18 protein-coding genes and 1 tRNA gene are annotated in these 24,891 nt (G+C 69.3%); 16 read left to right on the plus strand and 3 right to left on the minus strand.

Going from position 1 to position 24,891, the window contains the following annotated elements; genetic code table 11:
- The first annotated feature begins 157 nt into the window (after positions 1-157).
- The 3 genes from CLV54_RS04065 to CLV54_RS04075 are packed head-to-tail and all read left to right on the plus strand — an operon-like array spanning position 158 to position 4,036.
- On the plus strand, positions 158-985 hold the full coding sequence (locus CLV54_RS04065; protein ID WP_157802798.1) for a hypothetical protein: 828 nt from the start codon (positions 158-160) through the stop codon (positions 983-985).
- Complete coding sequence (locus CLV54_RS04070; protein WP_100343705.1) at positions 975-1,853, plus strand: substrate-binding periplasmic protein; 879 nt, start codon at positions 975-977, stop codon at positions 1,851-1,853. The genes CLV54_RS04065 and CLV54_RS04070 overlap by 11 nt, the downstream gene beginning before the upstream one ends.
- The gene (locus CLV54_RS04075) at positions 1,850-4,036 is read left to right on the plus strand and encodes a YpsA SLOG family protein (RefSeq protein WP_170061951.1); all 2,187 of its coding nucleotides are present in this window, start codon (positions 1,850-1,852) and stop codon (positions 4,034-4,036) included. Before CLV54_RS04070 ends, CLV54_RS04075 begins: the two co-directional genes overlap by 4 nt.
- Before the next feature lie 32 nt (positions 4,037-4,068).
- Here CLV54_RS04075 and CLV54_RS04080 read toward each other — a convergent pair.
- A tRNA-Leu gene (locus tag CLV54_RS04080) sits at positions 4,069-4,154 on the minus strand.
- 38 nt (positions 4,155-4,192) lie between these two features.
- Here CLV54_RS04080 and CLV54_RS04085 point away from each other — a divergent pair.
- On the plus strand, positions 4,193-4,798 hold the full coding sequence (locus CLV54_RS04085; RefSeq protein ID WP_100343707.1) for an ANTAR domain-containing response regulator: 606 nt from the start codon (positions 4,193-4,195) through the stop codon (positions 4,796-4,798).
- Positions 4,799-4,813: 15 nt separating this feature from the next.
- On the opposite strand, the gene CLV54_RS04090 is transcribed toward CLV54_RS04085, so the two are convergent.
- The gene (locus tag CLV54_RS04090; RefSeq protein WP_245861483.1) at positions 4,814-5,170 is read right to left on the minus strand and encodes a hotdog fold thioesterase; all 357 of its coding nucleotides are present in this window, start codon (positions 5,168-5,170) and stop codon (positions 4,814-4,816) included.
- A 174-nt stretch (positions 5,171-5,344) separates the two neighbouring features.
- On the opposite strand from CLV54_RS04090, the gene polA reads away from it, so the two are divergent.
- From polA to CLV54_RS04125, 7 genes are all read left to right on the plus strand, one after another.
- Positions 5,345-8,011 (plus strand): DNA polymerase I, encoded by a 2,667-nt coding sequence (polA, locus tag CLV54_RS04095; RefSeq protein WP_100343709.1) that lies wholly within the window; start codon positions 5,345-5,347, stop codon positions 8,009-8,011.
- A 37-nt stretch (positions 8,012-8,048) separates the two neighbouring features.
- On the plus strand, positions 8,049-9,743 hold the full coding sequence (locus CLV54_RS04100; protein ID WP_100343710.1) for a DUF885 domain-containing protein: 1,695 nt from the start codon (positions 8,049-8,051) through the stop codon (positions 9,741-9,743).
- A gap of 303 nt (positions 9,744-10,046) precedes the next feature.
- Positions 10,047-11,501: a 30S ribosomal protein S1 gene (rpsA, locus tag CLV54_RS04105; protein WP_100343711.1), complete on the plus strand. Its 1,455-nt coding sequence runs from the start codon at positions 10,047-10,049 to the stop codon at positions 11,499-11,501.
- A 111-nt stretch (positions 11,502-11,612) separates the two neighbouring features.
- Positions 11,613-12,227: a dephospho-CoA kinase gene (coaE, locus tag CLV54_RS04110; RefSeq protein ID WP_100343712.1), complete on the plus strand. Its 615-nt coding sequence runs from the start codon at positions 11,613-11,615 to the stop codon at positions 12,225-12,227.
- A 5-nt stretch (positions 12,228-12,232) separates the two neighbouring features.
- Positions 12,233-13,009: a LamB/YcsF family protein gene (locus CLV54_RS04115; RefSeq protein WP_100343713.1), complete on the plus strand. Its 777-nt coding sequence runs from the start codon at positions 12,233-12,235 to the stop codon at positions 13,007-13,009.
- The gene (locus CLV54_RS04120) at positions 13,006-13,641 is read left to right on the plus strand and encodes a 5-oxoprolinase subunit B family protein (RefSeq protein WP_100343714.1); all 636 of its coding nucleotides are present in this window, start codon (positions 13,006-13,008) and stop codon (positions 13,639-13,641) included. Before CLV54_RS04115 ends, CLV54_RS04120 begins: the two co-directional genes overlap by 4 nt.
- On the plus strand, positions 13,638-14,534 hold the full coding sequence (locus tag CLV54_RS04125) for a 5-oxoprolinase subunit C family protein (protein ID WP_100343715.1): 897 nt from the start codon (positions 13,638-13,640) through the stop codon (positions 14,532-14,534). Before CLV54_RS04120 ends, CLV54_RS04125 begins: the two co-directional genes overlap by 4 nt.
- Before the next feature lie 229 nt (positions 14,535-14,763).
- On the opposite strand, the gene CLV54_RS04130 is transcribed toward CLV54_RS04125, so the two are convergent.
- On the minus strand, positions 14,764-15,789 hold the full coding sequence (locus tag CLV54_RS04130) for a 6-phosphofructokinase (protein ID WP_100343716.1): 1,026 nt from the start codon (positions 15,787-15,789) through the stop codon (positions 14,764-14,766).
- A 73-nt stretch (positions 15,790-15,862) separates the two neighbouring features.
- On the opposite strand from CLV54_RS04130, the gene uvrB reads away from it, so the two are divergent.
- The 5 genes from uvrB to whiA all read left to right on the plus strand — a co-directional run bounded on the left by uvrB (position 15,863) and on the right by whiA (position 24,872).
- Positions 15,863-17,935 (plus strand): excinuclease ABC subunit UvrB, encoded by a 2,073-nt coding sequence (gene uvrB, locus CLV54_RS04135; protein WP_100343717.1) that lies wholly within the window; start codon positions 15,863-15,865, stop codon positions 17,933-17,935.
- Positions 17,936-18,078: 143 nt separating this feature from the next.
- Positions 18,079-20,946, plus strand: coding sequence for an excinuclease ABC subunit UvrA (uvrA, locus tag CLV54_RS04140; protein ID WP_100343718.1), 2,868 nt, complete (start codon positions 18,079-18,081; stop codon positions 20,944-20,946).
- Between the two features lie 14 nt (positions 20,947-20,960).
- The gene (gene uvrC, locus CLV54_RS04145) at positions 20,961-22,886 is read left to right on the plus strand and encodes an excinuclease ABC subunit UvrC (protein ID WP_100343719.1); all 1,926 of its coding nucleotides are present in this window, start codon (positions 20,961-20,963) and stop codon (positions 22,884-22,886) included.
- A 72-nt stretch (positions 22,887-22,958) separates the two neighbouring features.
- On the plus strand, positions 22,959-23,834 hold the full coding sequence (rapZ, locus tag CLV54_RS04150) for an RNase adapter RapZ (protein ID WP_100343720.1): 876 nt from the start codon (positions 22,959-22,961) through the stop codon (positions 23,832-23,834).
- Positions 23,835-23,891: 57 nt separating this feature from the next.
- Positions 23,892-24,872, plus strand: a complete 981-nt coding sequence (gene whiA / locus CLV54_RS04155; RefSeq protein WP_100343721.1) for a DNA-binding protein WhiA — start codon at positions 23,892-23,894, stop codon at positions 24,870-24,872.
- Positions 24,873-24,891 lie beyond the last annotated feature (19 nt).

The raw sequence follows: 24,891 nt of genomic DNA on the forward strand, positions 1-24,891 counted from the left end.
GGCAGGTGATCCCACCCGGTTGGGGGGCGTCCGGCGGCCACGAGGGCCGTGGGGTTGTGGATACTGTCGTCTTGAGGGGACATCTCCCGGAGGTTCGGGCGGAGGCATCCGGCTCCGACCCGCGGTCGTGAGCATCGTCATCTATGTGAGGAAGCGGATGGATCGCAGGCGGCTGCTCGAGACGGTCGCCGCCGTCGCCGCGGAAGCCGGGTGCGTCGACGACGTCATCGCCCCCTTCGGCTTCGAGGTCGACTCGGGTTTCGACATCGGGCGTGCGAGCCCCCAGCGCGTCTACCTCTACGCCCGTCTGACGCAGGGCACGGATGCCGTCGCAGCCGATCATCGGATCGCGACGGCCATGCGGTCCCAGGCCGGCGGTCTCGCGCTCGCGCTGGGCACGCCCACCGCCTATCTCAGCTTCCGTGGACGGCGGAACGCCCTCTCGCTCACGAACGGCACCGGGCACTCGGTGTTCGTCTACTACGTCCCGTCGACGGCCGAGACGCTCATCGACCAGTACGCGCGGTATCTCGTGCTGCTGCCGGCGGCCATCGCCCGCGGGGAGCTGAACGAGGCGGTGCACTTCCCGACCCGATCGTCGTGCAGGCGTTTCGTCTATCAATCGGTGCGGATGTTCCCCTCCGTGCACGGGATCGCGCTTCCTTCGGGAGCCGATGCGAGGCTCCTCGACCTCGCGCGGGCGAACGGGGCGCACGATCACGGCCGGATGCGTGTGATGCAGGAGTCGACGCCGGAGGACGAGAAGGCCTTCCACGAGATCGTGCTGCCCCTGTGCGCCGAGCTCGCCCGCGATCTGCTCGACGACGCGGAGCCGGAGACGGTGTGGCACGACTTCCACTCCGGGCGGGCCGTGTCCCTGCGCGTCGACCCCGTGGCTCTCGCGTCGCGGGCCGCTCGAGTCGCCGAGGCGTACCGCTCTGCGGGCCTGGAGAGCGACACGGAGGAGCGCAGCCATGTCGCTTGAGGCCTGGGTCGGTCTGCTGGCCACGGTGGGCACCGCTCTCCTGTCGATCGCCGTCGCCGTGTGGCTGGAGTTCCGCAAACGTCGGACGTCGGGCGAGGGCACAGCCCCTTCGGCGCCGGCCGTGCTGCGTCTCGACCGCGTGCGCGCCGCAGGGGTCCTGCGCGCCGGCGTGGTCCATCATCCGCCGCTCTCGTGGGTCGACCACTCGGGAGGAGAGGCCGTGTTCGGCGGCTACTACATCGACCTGGCCCGCAGGGTCGGGCTTGAGCAGGGCCTCGAGGTGGAGTTCGTCGCGCTCGACTGGGGCGTGCTCCCGAACGCGCTCGACGACGGCGGGGTCGATCTCGTGCTCTCCATCTTCGAGACCCGTGCCCGGCTCGGCTACGCCGACTTCGTGGCCGCCTTCCACAAGATCGGGGTCAGCGGGGTCACGAGGGAGGGGCCGAACCCCATCCGCGAGGTGGCCCAGCTGAGCGAGCCGACGACGAGGGTCGGCGTCGTGGTCGGCGAGGTCGGCTGGGAGTTCGTCGTGCACGAGCTGCGCCTGCCGCGGCATCAGATCGTCCAGGTGGACTCCGGGACGCTCAAGACGGCCTTCTCGCCGTTGCTCAGCGGAGACGCCGACGTGGCCATCGTCGACGACGTGACCTGCGCGACCTGGGTTCGCGATCATCCCGGCTATCTCCACGTCTTCACCGAGAACTCGCTCTACCTGTGCAAGAACTCCATCATGGTGCCGAAGGGCGAGCCCCATTTCGCCCGGTGGGTGGACGACGTGTTCCAGCAGGCTCGACGGGATCCGGAGATCATGGCGCTCGAGGAGCAGACCCTGGAGCTGTCCGAGGGATGGGTGAAGAGGTTCCGATGACGCAGACACCGTTCGACCCCCTCGTCGTGCAGGGGATATGCCGCCCGATCGTCGACCGCACGCTCGTCGTCGACCGTGCGGACGCCGAGGCCGTGCTCGCCGAGGTCGGGGTGCCATCGGGGGTGACGTTCCCGGGCGATCGCGTCGTCCGCGCCGCGCGCGCCGGTGCGCGGACACGCGGCTACCGCAACGAGCTCTCGTCGCCGGGCGGGCCGGTGAGCAACGCGATCTACGCCCTCGCCCAGTCGCTCGGCGCCTACCCGCGTCGTCTGGTGCCGGAGTGGGCGGGCCCCGTCGACCCCCGCCAGCTCAACGTCATCGACGACCCGCTTCCTCAGCTCCGCGCTGCGGGCATCCGGATCCGGGCCGTCGAGTCCTCGGCGGCGGCGCTGCCGGAGTCGCTGTGCTTCGTCGACAGGGAGTCCGGGGAGACCATCGCGATCCTGGTCGGCGACCGCGAGGGGATGCCCGCCATCGACGATGCCGGGGTGCATCTCCAGCTCGTGCAGCTCGCGGATCTGCCCGCCGTCTCCTCCGGGTCGTCGGCCGTCGCGGTCATGACGGCGGATGCGCGTGAGCTCACCCCCGCGCTGCGCGCACGGCTCGAGGAGCTGCAGGCGTCCGGGCGGCTCCACTCCGTGTTCGGCTCTCTCGACGAGTTCCGCCGGCTGGGTGTGCTGGATGCCGACGGGCGAGCATCAGGGGTCTTCGTGGCTCCGGAGCTCGTGGCGACGGACGCGGGCAACCCGGTGAGGCTCTGGGCGCGGGATGCGGCCGACGCGATCCTGATGGACGTCGACCGCCTGGATGACTCGGACCGGGTGTTCCTCGGCGCGGGCGACGCCTACACCGGGGGATACCTCGGAGCCCGCCTCCAGGGCATGACGATCGCCGAGTCCCACGCCGCCGGTCAACGGGAGGCGCGTCTGACGAGCTACCACATGCGCGCCCGCGCGCCCATGCAGGTCAACATGAACGAGCTCTTCGGCGCGTTCATCGAGCGATCCTCGACGACGACGGACTGGCACCTCAGCGAGCGTGTGCGCCAGGCCCCCGGGCCGACCATCATCAGCTCCATGAACTCGGGCGTCGACACCCTCGCCTCGGAGGCGGCCGCGATGCTGGGGCTTCCCTTCTTCGGCATCATGCCGGAGGGCGGGCGGCGCGAGGACGACGGCCTGGATCTGGGCGGCCTGCACCTCATCGAGCTGGGGAGCCCGTCGTTCCGGTTCTGCACCTGGGCGAACGTCTACCTGGGCGACGGCACGGTGCTCCTCGACGTCTCGGGCGGCGAGGGCTCGGCCGAGACACGCCGGGCGAGCACGGCTCTCGGCAGGCCTCTGCTCGAGCTGAGCCTCGACGACTCCGCCGAGGTCGCCTTCCGCCGAGCGAGGGAGTGGGCGGCCTCCGCCGCCGTCCGCACCGTGCACATCGCGGGCAGCCGGCACACCCACCTGTCGCACGACCAGCTGCTCGTGATGAAGCAGCTGGTGCTGGCGGCCGCGCAGGGTGTGGCGAGCCTGTTCGAGGATCAGGACGAGACCCGTGCAGACGCCGGCGGCTTCCTCGAGCCCGTTCGCATCGGCATACCCGCGCTGCGGGAGGTCAGCGCCGCGATCCGGCGTCACCTGCTCGGCCTCGGCGGCACCGACGGCCTTCCCTTCGACTCCCTCGTCTGGGAGTTCGGCCGGGCGACCCTCATCCGTGCGCGCAGCCGTGATCTCGTGCGTGCCGTCGCTGCGGGGGAGCTCGATGCCGCTCTCGTGGGGGAGGACATGGTCCTCGACGAGGACGACGATCGCGTCGAGGTGGTCGCCCGCGCGGGCCTGCACTGGTCGAGCGTGGCGGTCGTGATCCCGCGGAGCCCCCGGCGGGAGTCGGGGGTCATCGGCGCCCAGTATCCGGGGATCGCGGGATGGCTCGATCCCTCTGCCAGTCGTGTGGTCGTGCCCGTGGTGGGAGCCGGCGAGGGCTGGGTCTCGGCCGGCCGGTTCGACGCGGTCGTCGACACCTGGCGCACGGGACGCACAGCCGAGGCGAACGGGCTGGCACTCGGTCGCGAGCTGCTCAGGGCGCCGCTGTGCGTCATCGTCCCGCGTGAGACGCCGTCCGCCGCGGCCTCGGGCGCCGCGCGTTCCCTGCTGCTCGGGATCTCGCGCATCGGCGCGTCGCCGCCGTCATGAGGCGATCTCCGCAGGACGGAACGACCGCCCTGTGGTGCCGGTGGTGGGACTCGAACCCACACGCCCTCTCGGACAAAGCATTTTGAGTGCTCCGCGTCTGCCATTCCGCCACACCGGCTCACAACAACCTTGGAAAGAATACCGTAGGCTTTTAGCGTGACCGACCAAGAAACCTCCAGTTCAGCACCCCGTCGGGTGGTTGTTGCCGAAGACGAATCACTCATTCGCCTCGACATCGTAGAGATCCTCCGCGACAACGGTTTCGAGGTGGTCGGTGAGGCCGGAGACGGCGAGACCGCCGTCGCCCTCGCGACCGAGCTGCGCCCCGACCTCGTGATCATGGACGTCAAGATGCCCCAGCTCGACGGCATCTCGGCGGCCGAGCGCCTGACCAAGGCCCACATCGCCCCGGTCGTGCTCCTCACGGCGTTCAGCCAGAAGGAGCTCGTCGAGCGTGCGAGCGAGGCCGGTGCGCTCGCGTACGTCGTGAAGCCGTTCACGCCCAACGACCTGCTGCCGGCGATCGAGATCGCCCTGTCGCGCTACGCGCAGATCATCACGCTCGAGGCCGAGGTCGCCGACATGGTCGAGCGCTTCGAGACCCGCAAGCTCGTCGACCGGGCCAAGGGGCTGCTCAACGAGAAGATGGGTCTGAGCGAGCCCGAGGCGTTCCGGTGGATCCAGAAGGCCTCGATGGATCGCCGTCTCACGATGCACGACGTCGCCCAGGCGATCATCGAGCAGCTCAGCGCCAAGAAGTAGCCGCGCGGGCCCGGGCTACGGGCGCGCGTCGAGCCGCTTGATGAGGTTCGTGATGCGGATCGTCGAGCACCGGCGCCCCTGATCGTCGGTGATCGCGATCTCGTGGGTCGTGAGCGTGCGCCCCAGGTGAATGGGGGTGCAGACGCCCGTGACGAGACCGGATGTCGCGGAGCGCGTGTGCGTCGCATTGATCTCGATGCCGACCGCGAGCCGCCCCGGGCCCGCGTGCAGGTTCGCGGCCATCGAGCCGAGCGACTCGCCCAGCACGACGTAGGCGCCCCCGTGCATGAGGCCGGCAGGCTGCGTGTTGCCCTCGACGGGCATGGTCGCGACGGCCCGCTCGATCGTGAACTCCAGGAACTCGATCCCCATCTTCTCGGCCAGGGCACCCGCACCCCTTTTCCGCACGTAGTCGAGAGGGTCCGGGTCGAGGCGGTCCGGATCTCGGGCCCCCTGCCCGGGGGTGTCCTGCGAGAGCTCGGTCATGGATTCCTTCACTCGGATCGGGCCTGATCGGCTGTCGGCGACGGCTTGTAGGCTGGGGCTGTGTCGGACTCAGAAAAGCCTACCCTTATGATCATCGACGGCCATTCGCTGGCCTTCCGGGCGTTCTACGCTCTTCCGGTCGAGAGCTTCCAGAACCGCGAGGGGCAGCACACCAACGCGATCCACGGCTTCCTCGCGATGCTCATCAACCTGCTCAAGAACGAGAGTCCCACCCACGTCGCCGTGGCCTTCGACATCTCACGGTTCTCGTTCAGAACCCGCGAATACCCGGAGTACAAGGGCACACGCGGCGAGACCCCGCCCGAGTTCGTCGGCCAGATCCCGCTGCTGCAGGAGGCCCTCGCGGCCATGAACATCACGACCATCTGGAAAGAGGACTACGAGGCCGACGACATCCTCGCGACCCTCGCCAAGCAGGGTGAGACCGAGGGATTCCGGGTGCTCGTCGTCTCGGGCGATCGCGACGCGATCCAGCTCATCACCGACGAGGTGACCCTGCTCTACCCCTCGGCGCTCGGCGTCTCGCAGCTCACGCGCTACGACGCCGAGAAGGTCTTCGAGAAGTACGGCGTGCAGCCGGCCCAGTACCCGGACGTCGCGGCTCTCGTCGGTGAGACGAGCGACAACCTCATCGGGGTCGACAAGGTCGGCCCGAAGACCGCCGCGAAGTGGCTGGCGCAGTACGGCAGCCTCGACGCGATCATCGAACACCGCGACGAGATCAAGGGCGTCGTCGGCGACAAGCTGCGGGAGCAGTACGAGAACGCGGTGCGCAACCGCCGTCTCAACCGGCTGCTCACCGATGTGGAGCTCCCGTGCGGTCCGGGCGATCTGGAGCGCAAGCCGATCGACGAGCTCGCCCTCCGCGACGTCTTCGCGAAGCTCGAGTTCAAGACCCTGCTCGACCGCGTGCTCAAGCTCGACGGCGAGACGCGCCCGGCGGTCGACGGCGAGGCCCCGGTGCAGGATGCCTCGACCACGGCTCCCCCCGTGCAGGCACTGCTCGACGAGGAGCTGCGCGCCTGGATCACCCGGGCGAGCGCGTCGAGCCCGCGCGGCCTGGCGCTCTCGGTCGACGTCGTCGACGGCATGGCCGTGGGCTTCGGCCTCGCGACATCCGCCGAGGCGATCGGGGTCTCCTGGATCCCCGAGCGTGCCGACTACGCCCCTTTCGAGGAGTGGCTCGCGAGCGACTCGCCCAAGATCATGAACGACGCGAAGCCGCAGCTCAAGGCGATCAAGCGTGCCGGCCTCATGTACTCGGGCGTCGTGAGCGACACGCTCATCGCCGGCTGGCTGCTGCGCCCCGGCCACCCCGACAAAGACCTCGCCGCCCTCGTGCTGCGCTACCTCGAGGAGTCCCTGCCCGAGCCCGACGCCAACCAGCTCGTGCCCGTCGACGAGCCGCTGAGCACGGCCGTCGAGGCGTGGTACGTGCACCGGCTCGACACGGTGATCGCCGGCATCCTCGACGAGTCGTCGGCCGGGGTGCTCACGAACATCGAGATGCCCACGCTCACGACCCTCGTCGAGATGGAGCTGCGCGGTGTGGCCGTCAACCACGAGCAGCTCGCCGAGCTCTCGGTGCAGCTCGGGGAGCGGGCGGCCGAGCTGGCCACCGGGGCCTACGCCGAGATCGGCCGCGAGGTGAACCTGGGCTCGCCCAAGCAGCTGCAGGAGGTGCTCTTCGAGCAGCTGCAGATGCCCAAGACCCGGGCCAACAAGACCGGCTTCTCGACGGATGCCGCGTCCCTCGCCGATCTGCAGGAGAACAACCCGCATCCGTTCCTCGACCTGCTGCTGCAGTACCGCGACGCGACGAAGCTGCGCCAGATGGTCGAGACGGTCGACAAGGCGATCGGCCCGGAGGGGCGGGTGCACACGAGCTACGGCCAGACCGGCACCAGCACGGGCCGCATCTCGTCGACCGACCCCAATCTGCAGAACATCCCCGTGCGCACCGAGGAGGGCCGTCGCATCCGCGCCGCCTTCGAGGTCGGCGAGGGCTACGAGACGCTGCTCACGGCCGACTACTCGCAGATCGAGATGCGCATCATGGCGCACCTCTCGGGCGACGAGGGCCTCATCGAGGCGTTCAACGGGGGAGAAGACCTGCACCGTTTCGTCGGCGCGCGGATCTTCCACGTCGAGCCGGCCGAGGTGACCCCGGCCATGCGCAACAAGGTCAAGGCCATGTCGTACGGCCTCGCCTACGGCCTGAGCGCCTTCGGGCTGTCGAAGCAGCTGCGCATCGACACCAAGGAGGCCCGTCAGCTGATGGCCGACTACTTCACGCGCTTCGGCGCCGTGCGCGACTACCTGCGTACGGTCGTCGAGCAGGCGCGCGTCGACGGCTACACCGAGACGATCTTCGGGCGGCGCCGTCCGTTTCCCGAGCTGCACAGCACCAACCGCGTGCTGCGCGACAACGCCGAGCGGCAGGCGCTCAACTCGCCCATCCAGGGTTCGGCAGCCGACATCATGAAGATCGCGATGTTCTCGATCGAACGCGAGCTCGAGCAGGCCGAGATGGCCTCGCGCATGCTCCTGCAGGTGCACGACGAGCTCGTCTTCGAGGTGGCCGAGGGGGAGTGGGACGCCCTGAGCGAGATTGTCTCGACGCGTATGGCGTCGGCCGCCGAGCTGAAGGTGCCGCTCGACGTGCAGATCGGCCGCGGGCCGAACTGGGACGCCGCTGCCCACTAGAGCACCCCGCCGAAATGGCCGTGTGTAGGCTCGACGCATGACGGACACGGACACCGGGGCCACCGCGCCCACGCGAACCCCCACGGCCATCGACGCGATCGCGGAGACCTGGGTCGACACGGTCGTGGAGCTCGATCCTCTCATCGGCACATACATCGGCCGTCCGGGCGGCGAGGGTCGTTTCGGCGACTACTCGCCCGCCGGTCGCGAGCGCTACCTCGATGAGGCGCGGGCGGTCATCCGGCAGCTGGATGCGAGCGAGGCGGTCGACGAGGTCGACAGGGTCACCGCCACGGATCTGCGCTCGACACTCTTGCTCGACCTCGAGAGCGCCGAGGCCGGCCTGCACCTGCGCGACCTCAACGTGATCGCGAGCCCCGCCCAGGAGATCCGGGACGTCTTCGACCTCATGCCCACGGCGACGGTCGAGGACTGGGAGGCGATCTCCTCGCGGATGCACGCGCTGCCGGCCGCGGTCGAGGGCTATCTCGAGACGCTGCGCCTGGGCATCCGCCGTGACATCACCCCGGCCCAGCGCCAGGTGCGCGAGGTCGTCGCCCAGGCCCGCAAGCTGGCGGCGGAGGACGGCTTCTTCGTGGGCCTCGCGGCGAACGCGGGGCTCGACGAGGGCTCCCTGCCCGCCTCGCTCGCACGGGATCTGTCCGCGGGGGCGGGGGAGGCCGTGCTCGCCTACGACCGCCTCGCCGACATGCTCGCCCACGAGCTCGACCCGGTCGCGACGCCGGAGGACGCGGTGGGGCGCGAGCTCTACGCTCTGCAGTCGCGCCGGTTCCTGGGGGCGACGATCGACCTCGATGAGACCTACGAGTGGGGCATCGAGGAGCTCGCCCGGATGACGGCGGAGCAGGAGGCCATCGCCCGCGAGATCCTGCCCGGGGCGAGCGTGCACGAGGCCATCGCCTTCCTCGACGGCGACGAGTCGCGCAAGCTGCACGGCACCGACGCCCTGCAGAAGTGGATGCAGGCCACGAGCGATCGCGCGATCGAGGAGCTCTCCCGGGAGCACTTCGACATCCCGCAGCAGATCCGCACCCTCGAATGCCTCATCGCACCCACGCAGGAGGGCGGCATCTACTACACGGGGCCAACGGACGACTTCTCCCGGCCGGGGCGCATGTGGTGGTCCGTTCCGCCGGGCGTCACCGAGTTCGACACCTGGCGCGAGCTGACGACGGTCTACCACGAGGGCGTTCCGGGCCACCACCTGCAGATCGGTCAGGCGGTCTACAACCGCGCGCTGCTCAACACCTGGCGCCGCCAGCTCGCCGGCACCTCGGGTCACGCCGAGGGCTGGGCGCTCTACGCCGAGCGGCTCATGCAGGAGCTCGGCTACCTCGACGACCCGGCCGACCGTCTGGGCATGCTCGACGGCCAGCGGATGCGGGCGGTGCGCGTCGTGCTCGACATCGGCGTGCACCTGGGCAAGCCGCGACTCGACGGCACGGGCGTCTGGAACGCCGACTACGCCCTCGATGTCATGCGCGAGAACGTCAACATGAACGACGGCTTCATCCGCTTCGAGGTGAACCGCTACCTGGGCTGGCCGGGTCAGGCCCCCTCGTACAAGGTGGGGCAGCGCATCTGGGAGCAGCTGCGCGACGAGTACCGCCGCCGGGAGGGCGCCGGTTTCGACATCAAGCGGTTCCACCGCACGGCCCTCGACCTCGGTGGCGTCGGCCTCGACACCCTCCGCTCCGCGCTGCTGGACTGACCCGACCCGCGCTGCCCCTTCACCGCTGCCCATCTCACCGCTGCCCACTCAAAACGACGGAGATACCCTTCGAATCTCTCGTTTTGCGCCGGAAACAGCTCCTTTTCGGCAGAAGTTCCGTCGTTTTGAGTTCGCCGAGTGGGACGTTCTGGCGGCAGGGGCGACCGCTTGCCAGGCCTCCGAGAATCCGGCTAGACTTGAACGTCACGTTTGTGACGTCCTATCCGCCTGCCGTTTGCGGAAATCGAAGAAGCACAACCTCGCAACCGGCCTGAACTATGTCCATACTGGAGCACTTACTACATGACAATCGCAACGACCGACAGGGCGCCCAAGCAGGTCGCGGTCAACGACATCGGATCTGCTGAAGACTTTCTCGCCGCGGTCGAAAAGACGCTCAAATTCTTCAACGACGGAGACCTCATCGAGGGTACCGTCGTCAAGATCGACCGTGACGAGGTCCTCCTCGACGTCGGTTACAAGACCGAGGGTGTGATCCCCTCCCGCGAACTTTCCATCAAGCACGATGTCGACCCGAGCGAAGTCGTTCAGGTCGGCGACAGTGTCGAAGCCCTCGTCCTCCAGAAGGAAGACAAAGAAGGCCGTCTCATCCTGTCGAAGAAGCGCGCTCAGTACGAGCGTGCGTGGGGTGACGTCGAGAAGATCAAGGATGCCGACGGCGTCGTGACCGGTTCGGTCATCGAGGTCGTCAAGGGCGGCCTCATCGTCGACATCGGACTCCGCGGCTTCCTCCCGGCCTCGCTCATCGAGCTCCGCCGGGTTCGCGACCTCACGCCGTACCTCGGCCAGGAGATCGAGGCGAAGATCCTCGAGCTCGACAAGAACCGCAACAACGTGGTCCTGTCGCGCCGCGCCCTGCTCGAGCAGACGCAGAGCGAGAGCCGCACGACCTTCCTCAACAACCTGAGCAAGGGCCAGGTCCGCAAGGGCGTCGTGTCGTCGATCGTCAACTTCGGTGCGTTCGTCGACCTGGGTGGCGTCGACGGCCTCGTGCACGTCTCCGAGCTCAGCTGGAAGCACATCGAGCACGCCAGCGAGGTCGTCGAGGTCGGTCAGGAAGTCACCGTCGAGATCCTCGAGGTCGACCTCGACCGCGAGCGCGTCTCGCTGTCGCTCAAGGCGACGCAGGAGGACCCGTGGCAGGTCTTCGCCCGTACCCACGCGATCGGTCAGGTCGCCCCGGGTAAGGTCACGAAGCTCGTTCCCTTCGGCGCGTTCGTTCGCGTCGCAGAGGGCATCGAGGGCCTCGTCCACATCTCCGAGCTCTCCGGCAAGCACGTCGAGCTCGCAGAGCAGGTCGTCTCGGTCGGCGACGAGGTGTTCGTCAAGGTCATCGACATCGACCTCGAGCGCCGCCGCATCTCGCTCTCGCTGAAGCAGGCGAACGAGGGCGTCGACCCCGAGGGCACCGAGTTCGACCCGGCGCTGTACGGCATGCTCACCGAGTATGACGAGGCGGGCAACTACAAGTACCCCGAGGGCTTCGACCCGGAGACCAACGAGTGGCGCGAGGGCTTCGAGGCCCAGCGCGAGAAGTGGGAGCAGGACTACGCTGCCGCCCAGGCTCGCTGGGAAGCGCACAAGAAGCAGGTCGCCGCTGCGGCCGAGTCCGAGGTCGCCGAGAGCAGCACGGCTTCGGCCGGCTCGTCGTTCTCGAGCGAGTCGACCGGCGCGGGAACCCTCGCCGACGACGAGTCGCTCGCGGCTCTGCGCGAGAAGCTCTCGAGCAACAGCTAGCACCAGCAGTTCACTGAACGGCCGGATCCCTCAGGGGGTCCGGCCGTTCTTCGTCGTGCGCCGACTCTTCGTCGAGCGCCGACGCCCGACGTCGGACCCTAGGATGGATCCGTGTACGAGATCGGGTTGACGGGGGGCATCGCCTCGGGCAAGTCCGTGGTGGCGCGCAGGCTCGCCGAGCGCGGGGCCGTGCTCATCGATTCAGACGTGCTGTCCCGCGAGGCGGTCGAACCGGGGATGCCGGCGCTCGCCCGGCTCCGCGACCGCTTCGGCGACGGGATCATCACCCCCGACGGCGCTCTCGATCGCGCGGCACTGGGCGCGATCGTCTTCAGCGACGAAGCGGCGCGTCACGACCTCAACGCGATCGTGCACCCCGAGGTGCGCCGCCTCAGCGCGCTGCGCGAACGGGAGGCGCGGGAGCGCGATCCGCACGCCGTGATCGTGCACGACATCCCGTTGCTCGTCGAGTCGCCGGCCCGCTTCCACTTCGACCTCGTCGTCGTCCTCGCCGCCGACGAGGCGACGCGAATCGAGCGGCTCGTGACGCAGCGGGGCATGTCCCCGAAGGATGCCGCGGCCCGCGTGGCCGCGCAGGCGAGCGAGCAGCAGCGGCTCGCGATCGCCGACGTCGTCATCGACACGACGGGCACACTCGAGCAGACCCTCGAACAGGCGGACGCGGTCTACGACCGGGCCGTCCTGGCGGCGGCCGGATCGGACTGAGCGCCGTGACGACCGCGCCGCGCTCCTCGATCGATCTCAACAGCGACCTCGGCGAGGGCTTCGGATCGTGGCGGATGGCCGACGACGCCGCGCTGCTCGACGTGGTGTCGAGCGCCAACATCGCCTGCGGTTTCCACGCCGGGGACCCCCTCATCATGCTCGACACCGTGGGGCTCGCGGCCGAGCGCGGCGTGTCCGTCGGCGCCCATGTCGGCTACCGCGACCTCGTCGGCTTCGGCCGCAGGGCGATCGACGTCTCCGAACGCGAGCTCACCGCCGACGTCGTCTACCAGCTCGGTGCGCTGCACGCGGCGGCGGCGGTCGCCGGCACGACGATGGATTTCGTGAAACCGCACGGTGCGCTCTACACCGTGATCGGAAGCGACGAGCTGCAGGCCCGCGCCGTCGTCGAGGCGATCGCGAGCTACGACCCCACCCTGGCCTTCGTCGCGCCGCCGGGCTCGCTCGCCCTCGAGCTCGCCGAGGATCGCGGCATCCGCGTCGTGCGCGAGGCCTTCGCCGATCGCGCCTACACCGCCCACGGCACCCTCGTGCCCCGTGGCGAGGAGGGCGCCGTGCTGCACGACCCCCAGACGATCGCCGCACGGGTCGTCGAGCTCGCGACGACCGGCCGGATCGCCGCGATCACGGGCGACGTGCTCGAGCTCGATGTCGAGACGGTGTGCCTGCACGGCGACACACCCGGCTCGGTCGCGATCGCTCGCGCGGTGCGTGCCGCACTCGACGCGGCGGGGATCGCCGTGAGGGCTCCTGTGCGATGATCGTGCTGCCCGCCGGAGGGCGCGCCCTGCTCGCTGAGTTCGACGATCTCGACGAGGCCCTCTCGGCCTACCGGGCTCTGCTCGCCGCTCCTCCGCGCGGTGCGATCGACATCGTCCCCGCGGCGCGCACCGTGCTCGTCTCCTTCGATCCCGGGGCCACCGACGAGTGGGCGGTGCGGCAGGCGCTCGTCGCCGCGCAGCAGCCGGCGAGCGTGTCGGCAGGCGATCCCGGCCCGCTCGTCGAGCTCCCCGTCATTTACGACGGCGCCGATCTCGCGGAGGTGGCCCGGCTCACCGGCCTGAGCGTCGACGGCGTCGTCGAGGCGCATGGCTCGGCCGTCTGGACGGTCGCGTTCTGCGGCTTCGCTCCGGGCTTCGCGTACCTCGCAGGCGGCGGCGACCGCCTCGCCGTTCCCCGTCGCGCGACGCCGCGCACGCACGTGCCGGCCGGGGCCGTCGGTCTCGCGGGCGGGTTCTCGGGTGTCTATCCGAGGGAGTCGCCGGGCGGCTGGCAGCTCATCGGCCGCACGGACGCGGTTCTGTGGGACGCGGGCAGGATGCCGCCCGCCCTGCTCTCTCCCGGGACGCGCGTGCGGTTCGTGCCCGAGCCTCCGGGCGGGGCAGCACCATGAGCGCCCCGGTCGGAGCCGCGGCGCTCGAGGTGCTGGCCACCGGCATCCTCGCCCTCGTGCAGGACGAGGGCCGCGCGGGCCTCGCCCACCTCGGGGTCCCGCCCTCGGGAGCGGCTGACCGATCCGCCTACCGGGCTGCGAATCGTCTCGTCGGCAATCGGGCCGGCGCCGCGACGGTCGAGGTCGTGCTCGGCGGGCTCGAGGTGCGCGCTCTCGGCGGGGTCACGATCGCCGTGACCGGCGCGCGGTGCCCGCTCAAGATCGTCCGGGCCGACGGCTCCGTGCGGGGCGCTGGGTCGTGGTGCCTCGAGCGGCTCGAGGCCGGCGACATCCTGCGCTGCGGGCGAGCGGATGCCGGGCTTCGCAGCTATCTCGCGGTGCGTGGCGGCGTCGACGTGCCCGCCGTTCTCGGCAGCCGTTCGAGGGATGTGCTCTCGGGGCTGGGCCCACGACCGCTGGGCGTCGGTCAGCTGCTCGCCGTCGGGGAGCTCGCGGGGGAGTGGCCGGCCGCGGCGAGCATCCCGGCGCCGCTCGTGGCCGCCGGACCGGTGGTGCTCGACGCGCGACGCGGGCCGCGCGACGGCTGGTTCACCGCCTCATCGCTCGACGCGCTCTCGGCCGAGGTGTGGACGGTGAGCTCGGAGCTCGACCGGGTCGGCGTGCGCTTGCGCGACGGGGCGCCCCTCGACCGGAGCATCGAGCGCGAGCTGCCGAGCGAGGGAGTCGTCACGGGTGCGATCCAGGTTCCCGCTGACGGCCTGCCGATCCTGTTCCTGCGCGATCACCCGGTGTCGGGCGGCTATCCCGTGGTCGCCGTGCTCGACGACCGCTCGATCGACCGCGCTGCGCAGCTCGTGCCGGGCGAGCGCGTGCGCCTCCGCCTGCACGCCTGACCGCCCCCACCCCGATCGCCCCCACCCCGGTCGCCCCCACCCCGGTCGCCCCCACCCCGATCGCCCCCGCGCCGGTCGCCCCCGCACCGATCGAACTCAAAACGACGGAGATTTCGCGAATTCCGGGCAGTTTCGGCGCCATCGGGCGGTTTTTGGGGGAAATCTCCGTCGTTTTGAGTGGGGAGAGAAAGAAAAGGAGGGAGAGGAGAAGAAGAGAGAGGGGAGGGGATCAGCCGAAGAGGACGGCGGCCTCGTCGTAGCGGTCCTGCGGAACGGTCTTGAGCTTGCCGAGGGCCTCGGAGAAGTCGACGTGCGCGATGTTCGTGCCGTGCAGCGCGACCATCCGACCCCAGCGCTCGTCGCGCACCGCATCGCTCACGGCCATGCCGAGGCGCGTCGCGAGCACCCGGTCGAAGGCCGTCGGCACGCCGCCGCGCTGGATGTGGCCGAGCGTCGTCGCACGCGTCTCGATACCCGTGCGCTCCTCGATGATGGGGGCGAGGCGTTCGCCGATGCCGCCCAGCCGCGGGCGCCCGAAGGCGTCGAGGCCGCGCTCGGAGTGCGGGTCGTCCATGGTGTCGGGCATAAAGCCTTCGGCGACGACGACGAGCGGGCCGCGTCCGCGGTCGAAGGCCTTCTGCACCCAGTCGCAGATCTGGTCGATGCTCGTCTTCTGCTCGGGGATGAGGATGACATGGGCGCCCGCGGCCATGCCCGAGTGCAGCGCGATCCAGCCCACGTGGCGGCCCATGACCTCGGCGACCATACAGCGGCTGTGCGCCTCGCCCGTTGTGCGGAGGCGGTCCATGGCGTCGGTCGCGATCTGCACGGCGGTGTCGAAGCCGAAGGTGTAGTCGGTGGCGTCGAGGTCGTTGTCGACCGTCTTGGGCACGCCGACGATCTTGAGGCCGGCATCCGTGAGCCTCTTCGCGGCGGCGAGCGTTCCCTCGCCGCCGATCGCGATGATCGAGTCGATGCCGCGTTCGGCCATGTTGCGCTTGATGGCCTCGACACCGCCCGAGCCCTCGAAGGGGTTCGTGCGCGAGGTGCCCAGGATGGTGCCGCCCTGCTTGGCGATGCCGCGCACGGTGCCGCGGTTGAGCTCGATGATGTCGGAGGTGACGACCCCCCGCCAGCCGTCGCGGAAGCCGACGAAATCCTGGCCGTTGATCTCCGTGCCGCGGAGCACGGCGCCCCGGATGACGGCATTGAGCCCGGGGCAGTCGCCGCCGCTGGTGAGGATACCGATAGTCATGGTGGTGGTGGTCTTTCTCTCGGCCGAAAGGTGCTCTCAATCTACTGTCTGTGGCCCTGCCTAAACTAAACGCATGCAACCCACGAGCGCAGTTCATCCTTTCGAGGTCGTGAGCGAGTACACGCCGAGCGGTGACCAACCCGCGGCCATCGCCGAGCTGAGTGCCCGCATCAACGCGGGCGAGACCGACGTCGTGCTGCTCGGCGCCACGGGAACGGGCAAGTCGGCGACGACGGCCTGGCTCATCGAGGCCGTGCAGCGCCCGACGCTCGTGCTCGCGCACAACAAGACGCTCGCGGCGCAGCTGGCCAACGAGTTCCGTGAGCTCATGCCCAACAACGCCGTGGAGTACTTCGTCTCGTACTACGACTACTACCAGCCCGAGGCCTATGTGCCCCAGACCGACACCTTCATCGAGAAGGACTCCTCGATCAACGCCGAGGTCGAGAGGCTGCGGCACTCGACGACCAACTCGCTGCTCAGCCGGCGCGACGTCATCGTCGTCTCGACCGTCTCCTGCATCTACGGCCTCGGTGCGCCCGAGCAGTACCTCAACGCCATGATGGCCTTGCAGGTCGGCCAGCGGGTCGACCGCGACTGGCTCATTCGCAAGTTCGTCTCGATGCAGTACCAGCGCAACGACGTCGACTTCTCCCGCGGCAACTTCCGGGTGCGCGGCGACACGATCGAGATCATCCCCGTCTACGAGGAGCTCGCGATCCGCATTGAGATGTTCGGCGACGAGATCGAGGCGCTCTACACGCTGCACCCGCTCACGGGCGACATCGTGCAGAAGCACGAGGCGATGAGCGTCTTCCCCGGCTCGCACTACGTCGCGAGCACGGATGTCATGCACCGGGCCATCGGCTCGATCCGCGACGAGCTCGACGTGCGCCTTCCCGAGCTCGAGCGAGAGGGCAAGCTCCTCGAGGCCCAGCGGCTGCGGATGCGCACGAGCTTCGACCTCGAGATGATGGAGCAGATCGGCTTCTGCTCGGGCATCGAGAACTACTCGCGGCACATCGACGGCCGCGCTCCCGGCGAGGCCCCGCACTGCCTGATCGACTACTTCCCCGACGACTTCCTCGTCGTCATCGACGAGTCGCATGCGACCGTGCCGCAGATCGGCGCGATGTACGAGGGCGACTCCTCGCGCAAGCGCACGCTCGTCGAGCACGGCTTCCGGCTTCCGAGCGCGCTCGACAACCGGCCGCTGCGCTGGAACGAGTTCAAGGAGCGGGTCGGCCAGACCGTCTACCTCTCGGCGACGCCGGGCAAGTACGAGATGGGCATCGCCGACGGCGTGGTCGAGCAGATCATCCGCCCGACGGGCCTCATCGACCCCGAGATCGTGGTCAAGCCGACGAAGGGCCAGATCGACGACCTGCTCGAGGAGATCCGCCTGCGCACCGAGCGCGACGAGCGCGTGCTCGTCACGACCCTCACGAAGAAGATGGCCGAGGAGCTCACCGACTTCCTCGCCGACGCCGGTGTGCGGGTGCGTTATCTGCACTCCGACGTCGACACGCTGCGCCGCGTCGAGCTGCTCACCGAGCTGCGGGCCGGGGTCTACGACGTGCTCGTGGGCATCAACCTCCTGCGCGAGGGCCTCGACCTTCCCGAGGTCTCGCTCGTCGCGATCCTGGATGCCGACAAAGAGGGCTTCCTGCGTTCGGCGACGTCGCTCATCCAGACGATCGGGCGCGCCGCCCGCAACGTCTCGGGCCAGGTGCACATGTACGCCGACGTGCTCACGAACTCGATGAACATCGCCATCGAGGAGACCAACCGCCGCCGTGAGAAGCAGGTGGCGTACAACCTGGCGAACGGCATCGACCCGACTCCGCTGCGCAAGCGCATCGCCGACATCACCGACGTGCTGGCCCGTGAGGGCGCCGACACGGCGGCGCTCCTGGCCGGGCGCGACGGCCGCAAGAAGTCGCCGACGCCCAACCTGCGTCGCCAGGGCAAGGCGGCGAGCGGGGCCAACGAGCTCGAGTCGCTCATCGCCGACCTCAACGACCAGATGCTCGCCGCGGCGGGGGAGCTCAAGTTCGAGCTCGCCGCCCGTCTGCGCGACGAGCTCGGCGACCTCAAACGCGAGCTGCGCACCATGGAGAAGGCCGGCCACATCGACGCCCGATAGCGGGCTCACAGCGCCGATCAGCAGCGGGACGGCGGGCGATCGTCGGGTGACCGGCGAGCGGAAACCCCCGTCGATCCCGCTGTTCGCTGTGGGCGCGTGCCCGCGCGACAGGAGTGTCGGTGGCGGTGCGTAAGATTCCAAGGGTGTCGATTTCGCGTGTGGATTCCCTGGGTAAATTGAGTGTTCGAGGAGCACGCGTGCACAACCTGCACGACGTGGATCTGGAGATCCCGCGAGACTCGCTCGTGGTGTTCACGGGCCTCTCGGGCTCGGGAAAATCGTCGCTCGCCTTCGACACGATCTTCGCCGAGGGCCAGCGGCGCTATGTCGAGTCGCTCTCCGCCTACGCGCGCCAGTTCCTCGGCCAGGTCGACCGCCCCGACGTCGACTTCATCGAGGGACTGAGCCCCGCCGTGTCGATCGACCAGAAGTCGACGAACCGCAACCCGCGCTCCACCGTCGGCACGATCACCGAGGTGTACGACTACATGCGCCTGCTGTGGGCGCGCATCGGCATCCCGCACTGTCCCGTCTGCGGCGAGGTCATCGCGCGCCAGACGGTGCAGCAGATCGCCGATCAGCTCATGGAGCTCGAGCAGGGCATGCGCTACCAGATCGTGAGCCCCGTCGTATCGCAGAAGAAGGGCGAGTTCGTCGACCTCTTCCGTGAGCTCGCGGCATCCGGCTACTCGCGCGCGCTCGTCGACGGCGAGACGGTGCAGCTCAGCGAGCCGCCGACGCTCAAGAAGCAGTACAAGCACGACATCTCCGTCGTCGTCGACCGGCTCGTCGCCGGTCCCGAGATCCTGAGTCGGCTCACCGACTCGCTCGAGACGGCGCTCGCCCTCACCGATGGTCTCGTGCAGATCAACTTCGTCGATGAGGAGGGTCCGGAGGCCTGGCGCAACTTCTCCGAGAAGCTGTCCTGCCCCAACAACCATCCGATCCAGCTCACCGAGATCGAGCCGCGCACCTTCTCGTTCAACGCGCCGTTCGGGGCCTGCCCCGAGTGCTCCGGCCTCGGCACGCGGATGTCGGTCGATCAAGACCTGCTGCTCGGCGACCAGGATCTGAGCATCGCCGAGGGCGTCATCCTGCCCTGGACGACCCAGGGCAAGGGGCTCTTCAACTACTACGAGAAGCTGCTCGACGGCCTCTCGCGCGACCTCGGCTTCTCGCTCGACACACCGTGGAAGAAGCTCCCCGAGAACGTACGCGAGGCCGTGATGAACGGCGACAACTTCGAGGTCAAGGTCAAGTGGAAGAACCGCTACGGCCGTGAGATGAGCTACACCTCGGGCTTCGAGGGCGTCGTCCCCTACATCGAGCGCCAGTACCTCCAGGCCGAGACCGACACGCAGCGCACCCGCTGGGCCGACTACCTGCGCGAGATCCCGTGCCCCGTCTGCGACGGCGACCGGCTCAAGCCCGAGGTGCTCGCGGTGCGGGTCAACGAGCACAGCATCGCCTCGGTCTGCAACCTGAGCCTGACCGACGCCCGTGCGTTTATGAACGAGCTCGTGCTGAGCGACCGCGAGGCCGCGATCGCCGCGCAGGTGCTGCGCGAGATCAAGGTGCGCCTCGACTTCCTCATCCAGGTCGGGCTCAACTACCTGAATCTCGCGCGCGCGGCGGCCTCGCTCTCGGGCGGCGAGGCTCAGCGCATCCGCCTCGCCACGCAGATCGGCTCCGGGCTCACGGGAGTGCTCTACGTGCTCGACGAGCCGAGCATCGGTCTGCACCAGCGCGACAACCGCCGGCTCATCCAGACGCTCGTCGCCCTGCGCGACCTGGGCAACACCCTCATCGTCGTCGAGCACGACGAAGACACCATCCGCACGGCAGACTGGATCGTCGACATCGGGCCGGGCGCGGGGATCAACGGCGGTAAGGTCGTGCACTCGGGCTCCTACGACGAGCTGCTCGCGAACACCCACTCGATCACCGGCGACTACCTCGCCGGCCGCAAGACGATCGAGACGCCGAAGAAGCGCCGGAAGATCGACAAGAAGCGCCAGATCACGGTCGTCGGGGCCCGGGCGAACAACCTGCAGGACGTCACCGTCGACTTCCCGCTCGGCACTCTCACCGCCGTGACAGGTGTGAGCGGCTCGGGCAAGTCCTCGCTCGTCAACGACATCCTCTACCGCGTGCTCGCCAACCGGCTCAACGGGGCGCGCAAGCTGCCCGGCAAGCACACCCGCGTCGCGGGCCTCGATCACCTCGACAAGGTCGTGCACGTCGACCAGAACCCGATCGGCCGCACGCCGCGCTCGAACCCGGCGACCTACACGGGCGTCTTCGACCGCATCCGCACGCTCTTCGCCGAGACCATGGAGGCGAAGGCGCGCGGCTACCTGCCCGGGCGCTTCAGCTTCAACGTCAAGGGCGGCCGCTGCGAGGCCTGCTCGGGCGACGGCACGATCAAGATCGAGATGAACTTCCTGCCCGACGTCTACGTGGCCTGCGAGGTCTGCGGGGGAGCGCGCTACAACCGCGACACCCTCACCGTGCACTACAAGGGCAAGAACATCGCCGAGGTGCTCGACATGTCGATCGCCGAGGGCGCGGAGTTCTTCGAGCCGATCTCGGCGATCCACCGCTACCTCAAGACACTCGTCGATGTGGGCCTCGGCTACGTCAAGCTCGGCCAGAGCGCCACGACCCTCTCCGGCGGCGAGGCCCAGCGCGTCAAGCTCGCGACCGAGCTCCAGCGCCGCTCGAACGGCCGCAGCGTCTACGTGCTCGACGAGCCGACGACGGGTCTGCACTTCGAAGACGTGCGCAAGCTCCTGCTCGTGCTCGGCAGCCTCGTCGAGAAGGGCAACACGGTCATCGTCATCGAGCACAACCTCGACGTCATCAAGTCGGCGGACTGGGTCATCGACCTGGGGCCGGAAGGCGGCTCGGGCGGCGGTACTATCCTGGCGACGGGAACACCCGAGCACGTGGCATCCGTGCCGGAGAGCCACACGGGGAGCTTCCTCAAGGAGATCCTTGCGGCGGGTTAGGGAAGGGCGAGGCCGTGGCTGAAGCGCTGAGCTACCGGCCCCGGGCGGGCGAGATCCCGACCGAGCCGGGCGTCTACCGTTTTCGCGACGGCCAGTCGCGAGTGCTCTACGTGGGCAAGGCGAAGAACCTGCGGGCCCGGCTGAGCAACTACTTCGCGCCCCTTCCGAGCCTGCACGAGCGCACGCGGCGTATGGTCACGACCGCGACGAGCGTGGAGTGGACGGTCGTCGCGAACGAGTTCGAGGCCCTGCAGCTCGAGTTCACCTGGATCAAGGAGTTCAACCCTCCCTTCAACGTGCAGTTCCGCGACGACAAGACCTACCCCTACCTCGCGGTGACACTCGGCGACGAGGTGCCGCGCGTGCTCGTCACCCGCAACCGCAAGATCACCGACGCACGGTACTTCGGGCCCTACACGAAGGTCTGGGCCATCCGCGAGACCCTCGACCTCATGCTCAAGGCCTTCCCGATGCGCAGCTGCTCCGACGGCGTCTACAAGCGCGCCCAGCAGACCGGCCGGCCCTGCCTGCTCGGCGACATCGGCCGCTGTGCCGCGCCCTGCGTCGGCCGGGTGAGCGTCGAGCAGCACCGCGGCATCGCCGACGACTTCGTGGCGTTCATGGCAGGCAACGACACGCGCTACATCGCCGAGCTCGAGATCGAGATGAGGGCGGCGGCCGAGAAGCAGGACTACGAGACGGCCGCGCGCCTGCGCGACAGCATGCAGGCGTTGCAGACCGTGCTCGAGAAGACGGCGATCGTGCTCTCCGACGCGGTCGACGCCGACGTCTTCGGCATCGCCGACGACGAGCTCGCGGCCGCCGTGCAGCAGTTCATCGTGCGCGGCGGGCGCATCCGCGGTGTGCGCAGCTGGGTGGTCGACAAAGAGCTCGATGTGAGCGAGGGCGATCTCGTCGAGACCGTGCTGCACAACGCCTATGAAGACGACGCGGCCCCGCCGCGCGAGGTTCTCGTGCCGGTGCTGCCCGACGACTCCGCCGAGCTCGAGCTCTGGCTCACGGCCCGGCGGCAGGATGTCGAGGGCAGCTCAAAGGGGCGGGTGACCCTCAAGACGGCGCAGCGCGGCGACAAGGCGGCCCTCGCCCAGACCGTGTCGAACAACGCGAAGAACGCGCTCATCCTCTACAAGACCCGGCGCAGCTCCGACTTCGTCGCGCGCTCCCAGGCGCTCACCGATCTGCAGGAGGCGCTCGGCATGCCCGAGGCGCCGTTGCGGATGGAGTGCTACGACGTCTCGCACCTGAGCGGAACCAACATCGTCGCCTCGATGGTCGTCTTCGAAGACGGGCTGCCGCGCAAAGACCAGTACCGCCGGTTCAGCATCCCCGAGTCCACCGACGACACCGACTCGATCTATCAGGTTCTGCGCCGTCGTCTCGCCTATCTGGCCCCGAGCGTCGGCGACGACCCGGAGCCGGTGGGGCAAGACGGGCAGGCCGCCTCCGAGCTCGACATCACTCAGACCGGCACTCCCAAGAAGTTCGCCTACCCGCCCAACCTGCTGCTCGTCGACGGCGGGCAGCCGCAGGTGGAGGCCGCGCAGCGCGCACTCGTCGACTCGGGGGTCACCGGCATCCAGCTCGCAGGCATCGCCAAACGTCTCGAAGAGATCTGGCTGCCCGATTCGGAGTACCCGGTGATCCTGCCGCGCAACAGCGAGGCGCTCTTCGTCGTGCAGCGCATCCGCGACGAGGCGCACCGTTTCGCGATCACCTATCAGCGGGCGAAGCGCAAGCGCGACATCGCCTCGGTGCTCTCCGAGATCCCGGGTGTCGGCGAGTCGCGGGTGAAGGAGCTGCTCAAGCACTTCGGCTCCGTCGCGAAACTGCGCACGGCCGAGCCCGCGCAGATCCAGGAGGTGCGGGGCGTGGGCCCGGCTCTCGCACAGACGATCCATGACCGCCTTCGTGCTCCCTGAGGCCCGGCCAGCACACGGAGTCGCTAGGCTAGAAGCTCCCACCAGCACCCGAATCAAAGGCGCGTACGATCGATGACAGCGGAGACTGAGCAGCAGGAGGTGCTGATCGTCACGGGGATGTCCGGCGCCGGACGGTCCACCGTCGCCAATGCGCTCGAGGATCTGGGCTGGTACGTGGTCGACAACCTCCCGCCGCAGATGCTCCGGCCTCTCGTCGAGCTCGTGGAGCGCGCGGGCACGACGCTGCCCAAGATCGCGGCCGTCGTCGACATCCGGGGCCGGTCGTTCTTCTCCGAGATGCAAGACATCGTGCAGGCGCTGCGCAGCGGCACGCACTTGCGCGTCATCTTCCTCGAGGCGACGGATGCCGCGCTGGTGCGCCGTTTCGAGGCCGTGCGCCGCCCCCATCCGCTGCAGGGCGACGGCACCCTGCTCGACGGCATCGCCGCGGAGCGCGCGCGGATGACCGACATCCGCGCCTCCAGCGACCTCATCATCGACACATCCGACCTCAACATCCATCAGCTCGCGACGACGATCCAGGAGCAGTTCTCCTCGGAGTCGCGCGCGGGCGTGCAGGTCACGGTGCTGAGCTTCGGCTTCAAGTACGGGCTGCCGACCGACGCCGACATGGTCGCCGACGCGCGGTTCCTGCCCAACCCGTTCTGGATCCCCGAGCTCCGCCCGCACACGGGCCTCGACGCCGATGTGAGCGAGTACGTTCTCGCCCAGGCGGGGGCCGTGGAGTTCGTCAGCGCCTACGCGACCGCGCTCGAGCCCGTGCTCGCGGGCTACCAGCGCGAGAACAAGCGGCACGCGACGATCGCGATCGGCTGCACCGGCGGCAAGCACCGCTCGGTGGCCCTCGCCCGTGAGCTCGCGGGGCTCCTGAGCGCGCTTCCCGGCGTCGTCGTGAGCGTCAAGCACCGCGACCTCGGGCGAGAGTAGCCCGGCGCACGCAGCACCACCAGCACCACCCACAGGTTTCACGAGATAGGACAGTCATTGGCACTAACCGCCGACGTCAAGGAAGAGCTAGCGCAGTTCGAGGTCAGCAAGACGACCGTTCGGGCGGCTGAGCTCACCACCATCCTCCGGTTCTCCGGCGGCCTTCACGTCATCTCCGGGCGGATCGCCGTGGAGTCCGAGCTGGACACCGCCCAACTGGCCAGGCGGGTGCGCCGCGACCTGGCCGAGATCTACGGGGTCGGCAGCGAGATCTCGGTGATCTCGGCCTCCGGTCTGCGCCGCACGAGCCACTATCTCGTGCGCGTGCTCGACGGCGGGGAGACCCTCGCCCGGCAGACGGGCCTGCTCGACGCTCGGCGCCGGCCGATCCGAGGCCTTCCCAACCGGCTCACGACCGGCTCCAAAGAGGAGCTGCAAGCCGTGTGGCGCGGAGCCTTCCTCGCGAGCGGCTCGCTCACCGACCCCGGCCGTTCCGCCGCCCTCGAGGTCACCTGCCCCGGCAACGAGTCGGCGATGGCCCTCGTCGGCGCGGCAGGGCGCCTCGGCGTCGCCGCGAAGGCGCGCGAGGTGCGCGGTGTGCACCGTGTCGTCATCCGCGACGGCGACGCGATCGGCGCGATGCTCGTGCACATGGGCGCCCACGCGACGGTCGTCGCCTGGGAGGAGCTCCGTCAGCGCCGCGAGGTGCGTGCGACCGCCAACCGCCTCGTCAACTTCGACGACGCCAACCTCCGGCGCTCGGCGCAGGCCGCGGTGGCGGCGTGCGCCCGGGTCGAGCGCGCCCTCGAGATCCTCGACGGCGACATCCCCGACCACCTGCGCTACGCGGGGGAGCTGCGTCTCGCCCACCGCGACTCGAGCCTCGACGAGCTGGGTCATCACGCAGACCCGCCCATGACGAAGGACGCGATCGCCGGCCGCATCCGCCGCCTGCTGGCGATGGCCGACAAGCGCGCCGTCGACCTCGGCATCCCGGGCACGGACGCCAACCTGCCGGCCGACCTGGACGACGTCTGAGCTGGGCGAGGTCTGAGCG

The sequence above is a fragment of the Compostimonas suwonensis genome (genome assembly GCF_002797855.1).
GTDB classification, from domain to species: domain Bacteria; phylum Actinomycetota; class Actinomycetes; order Actinomycetales; family Microbacteriaceae; genus Compostimonas; species Compostimonas suwonensis.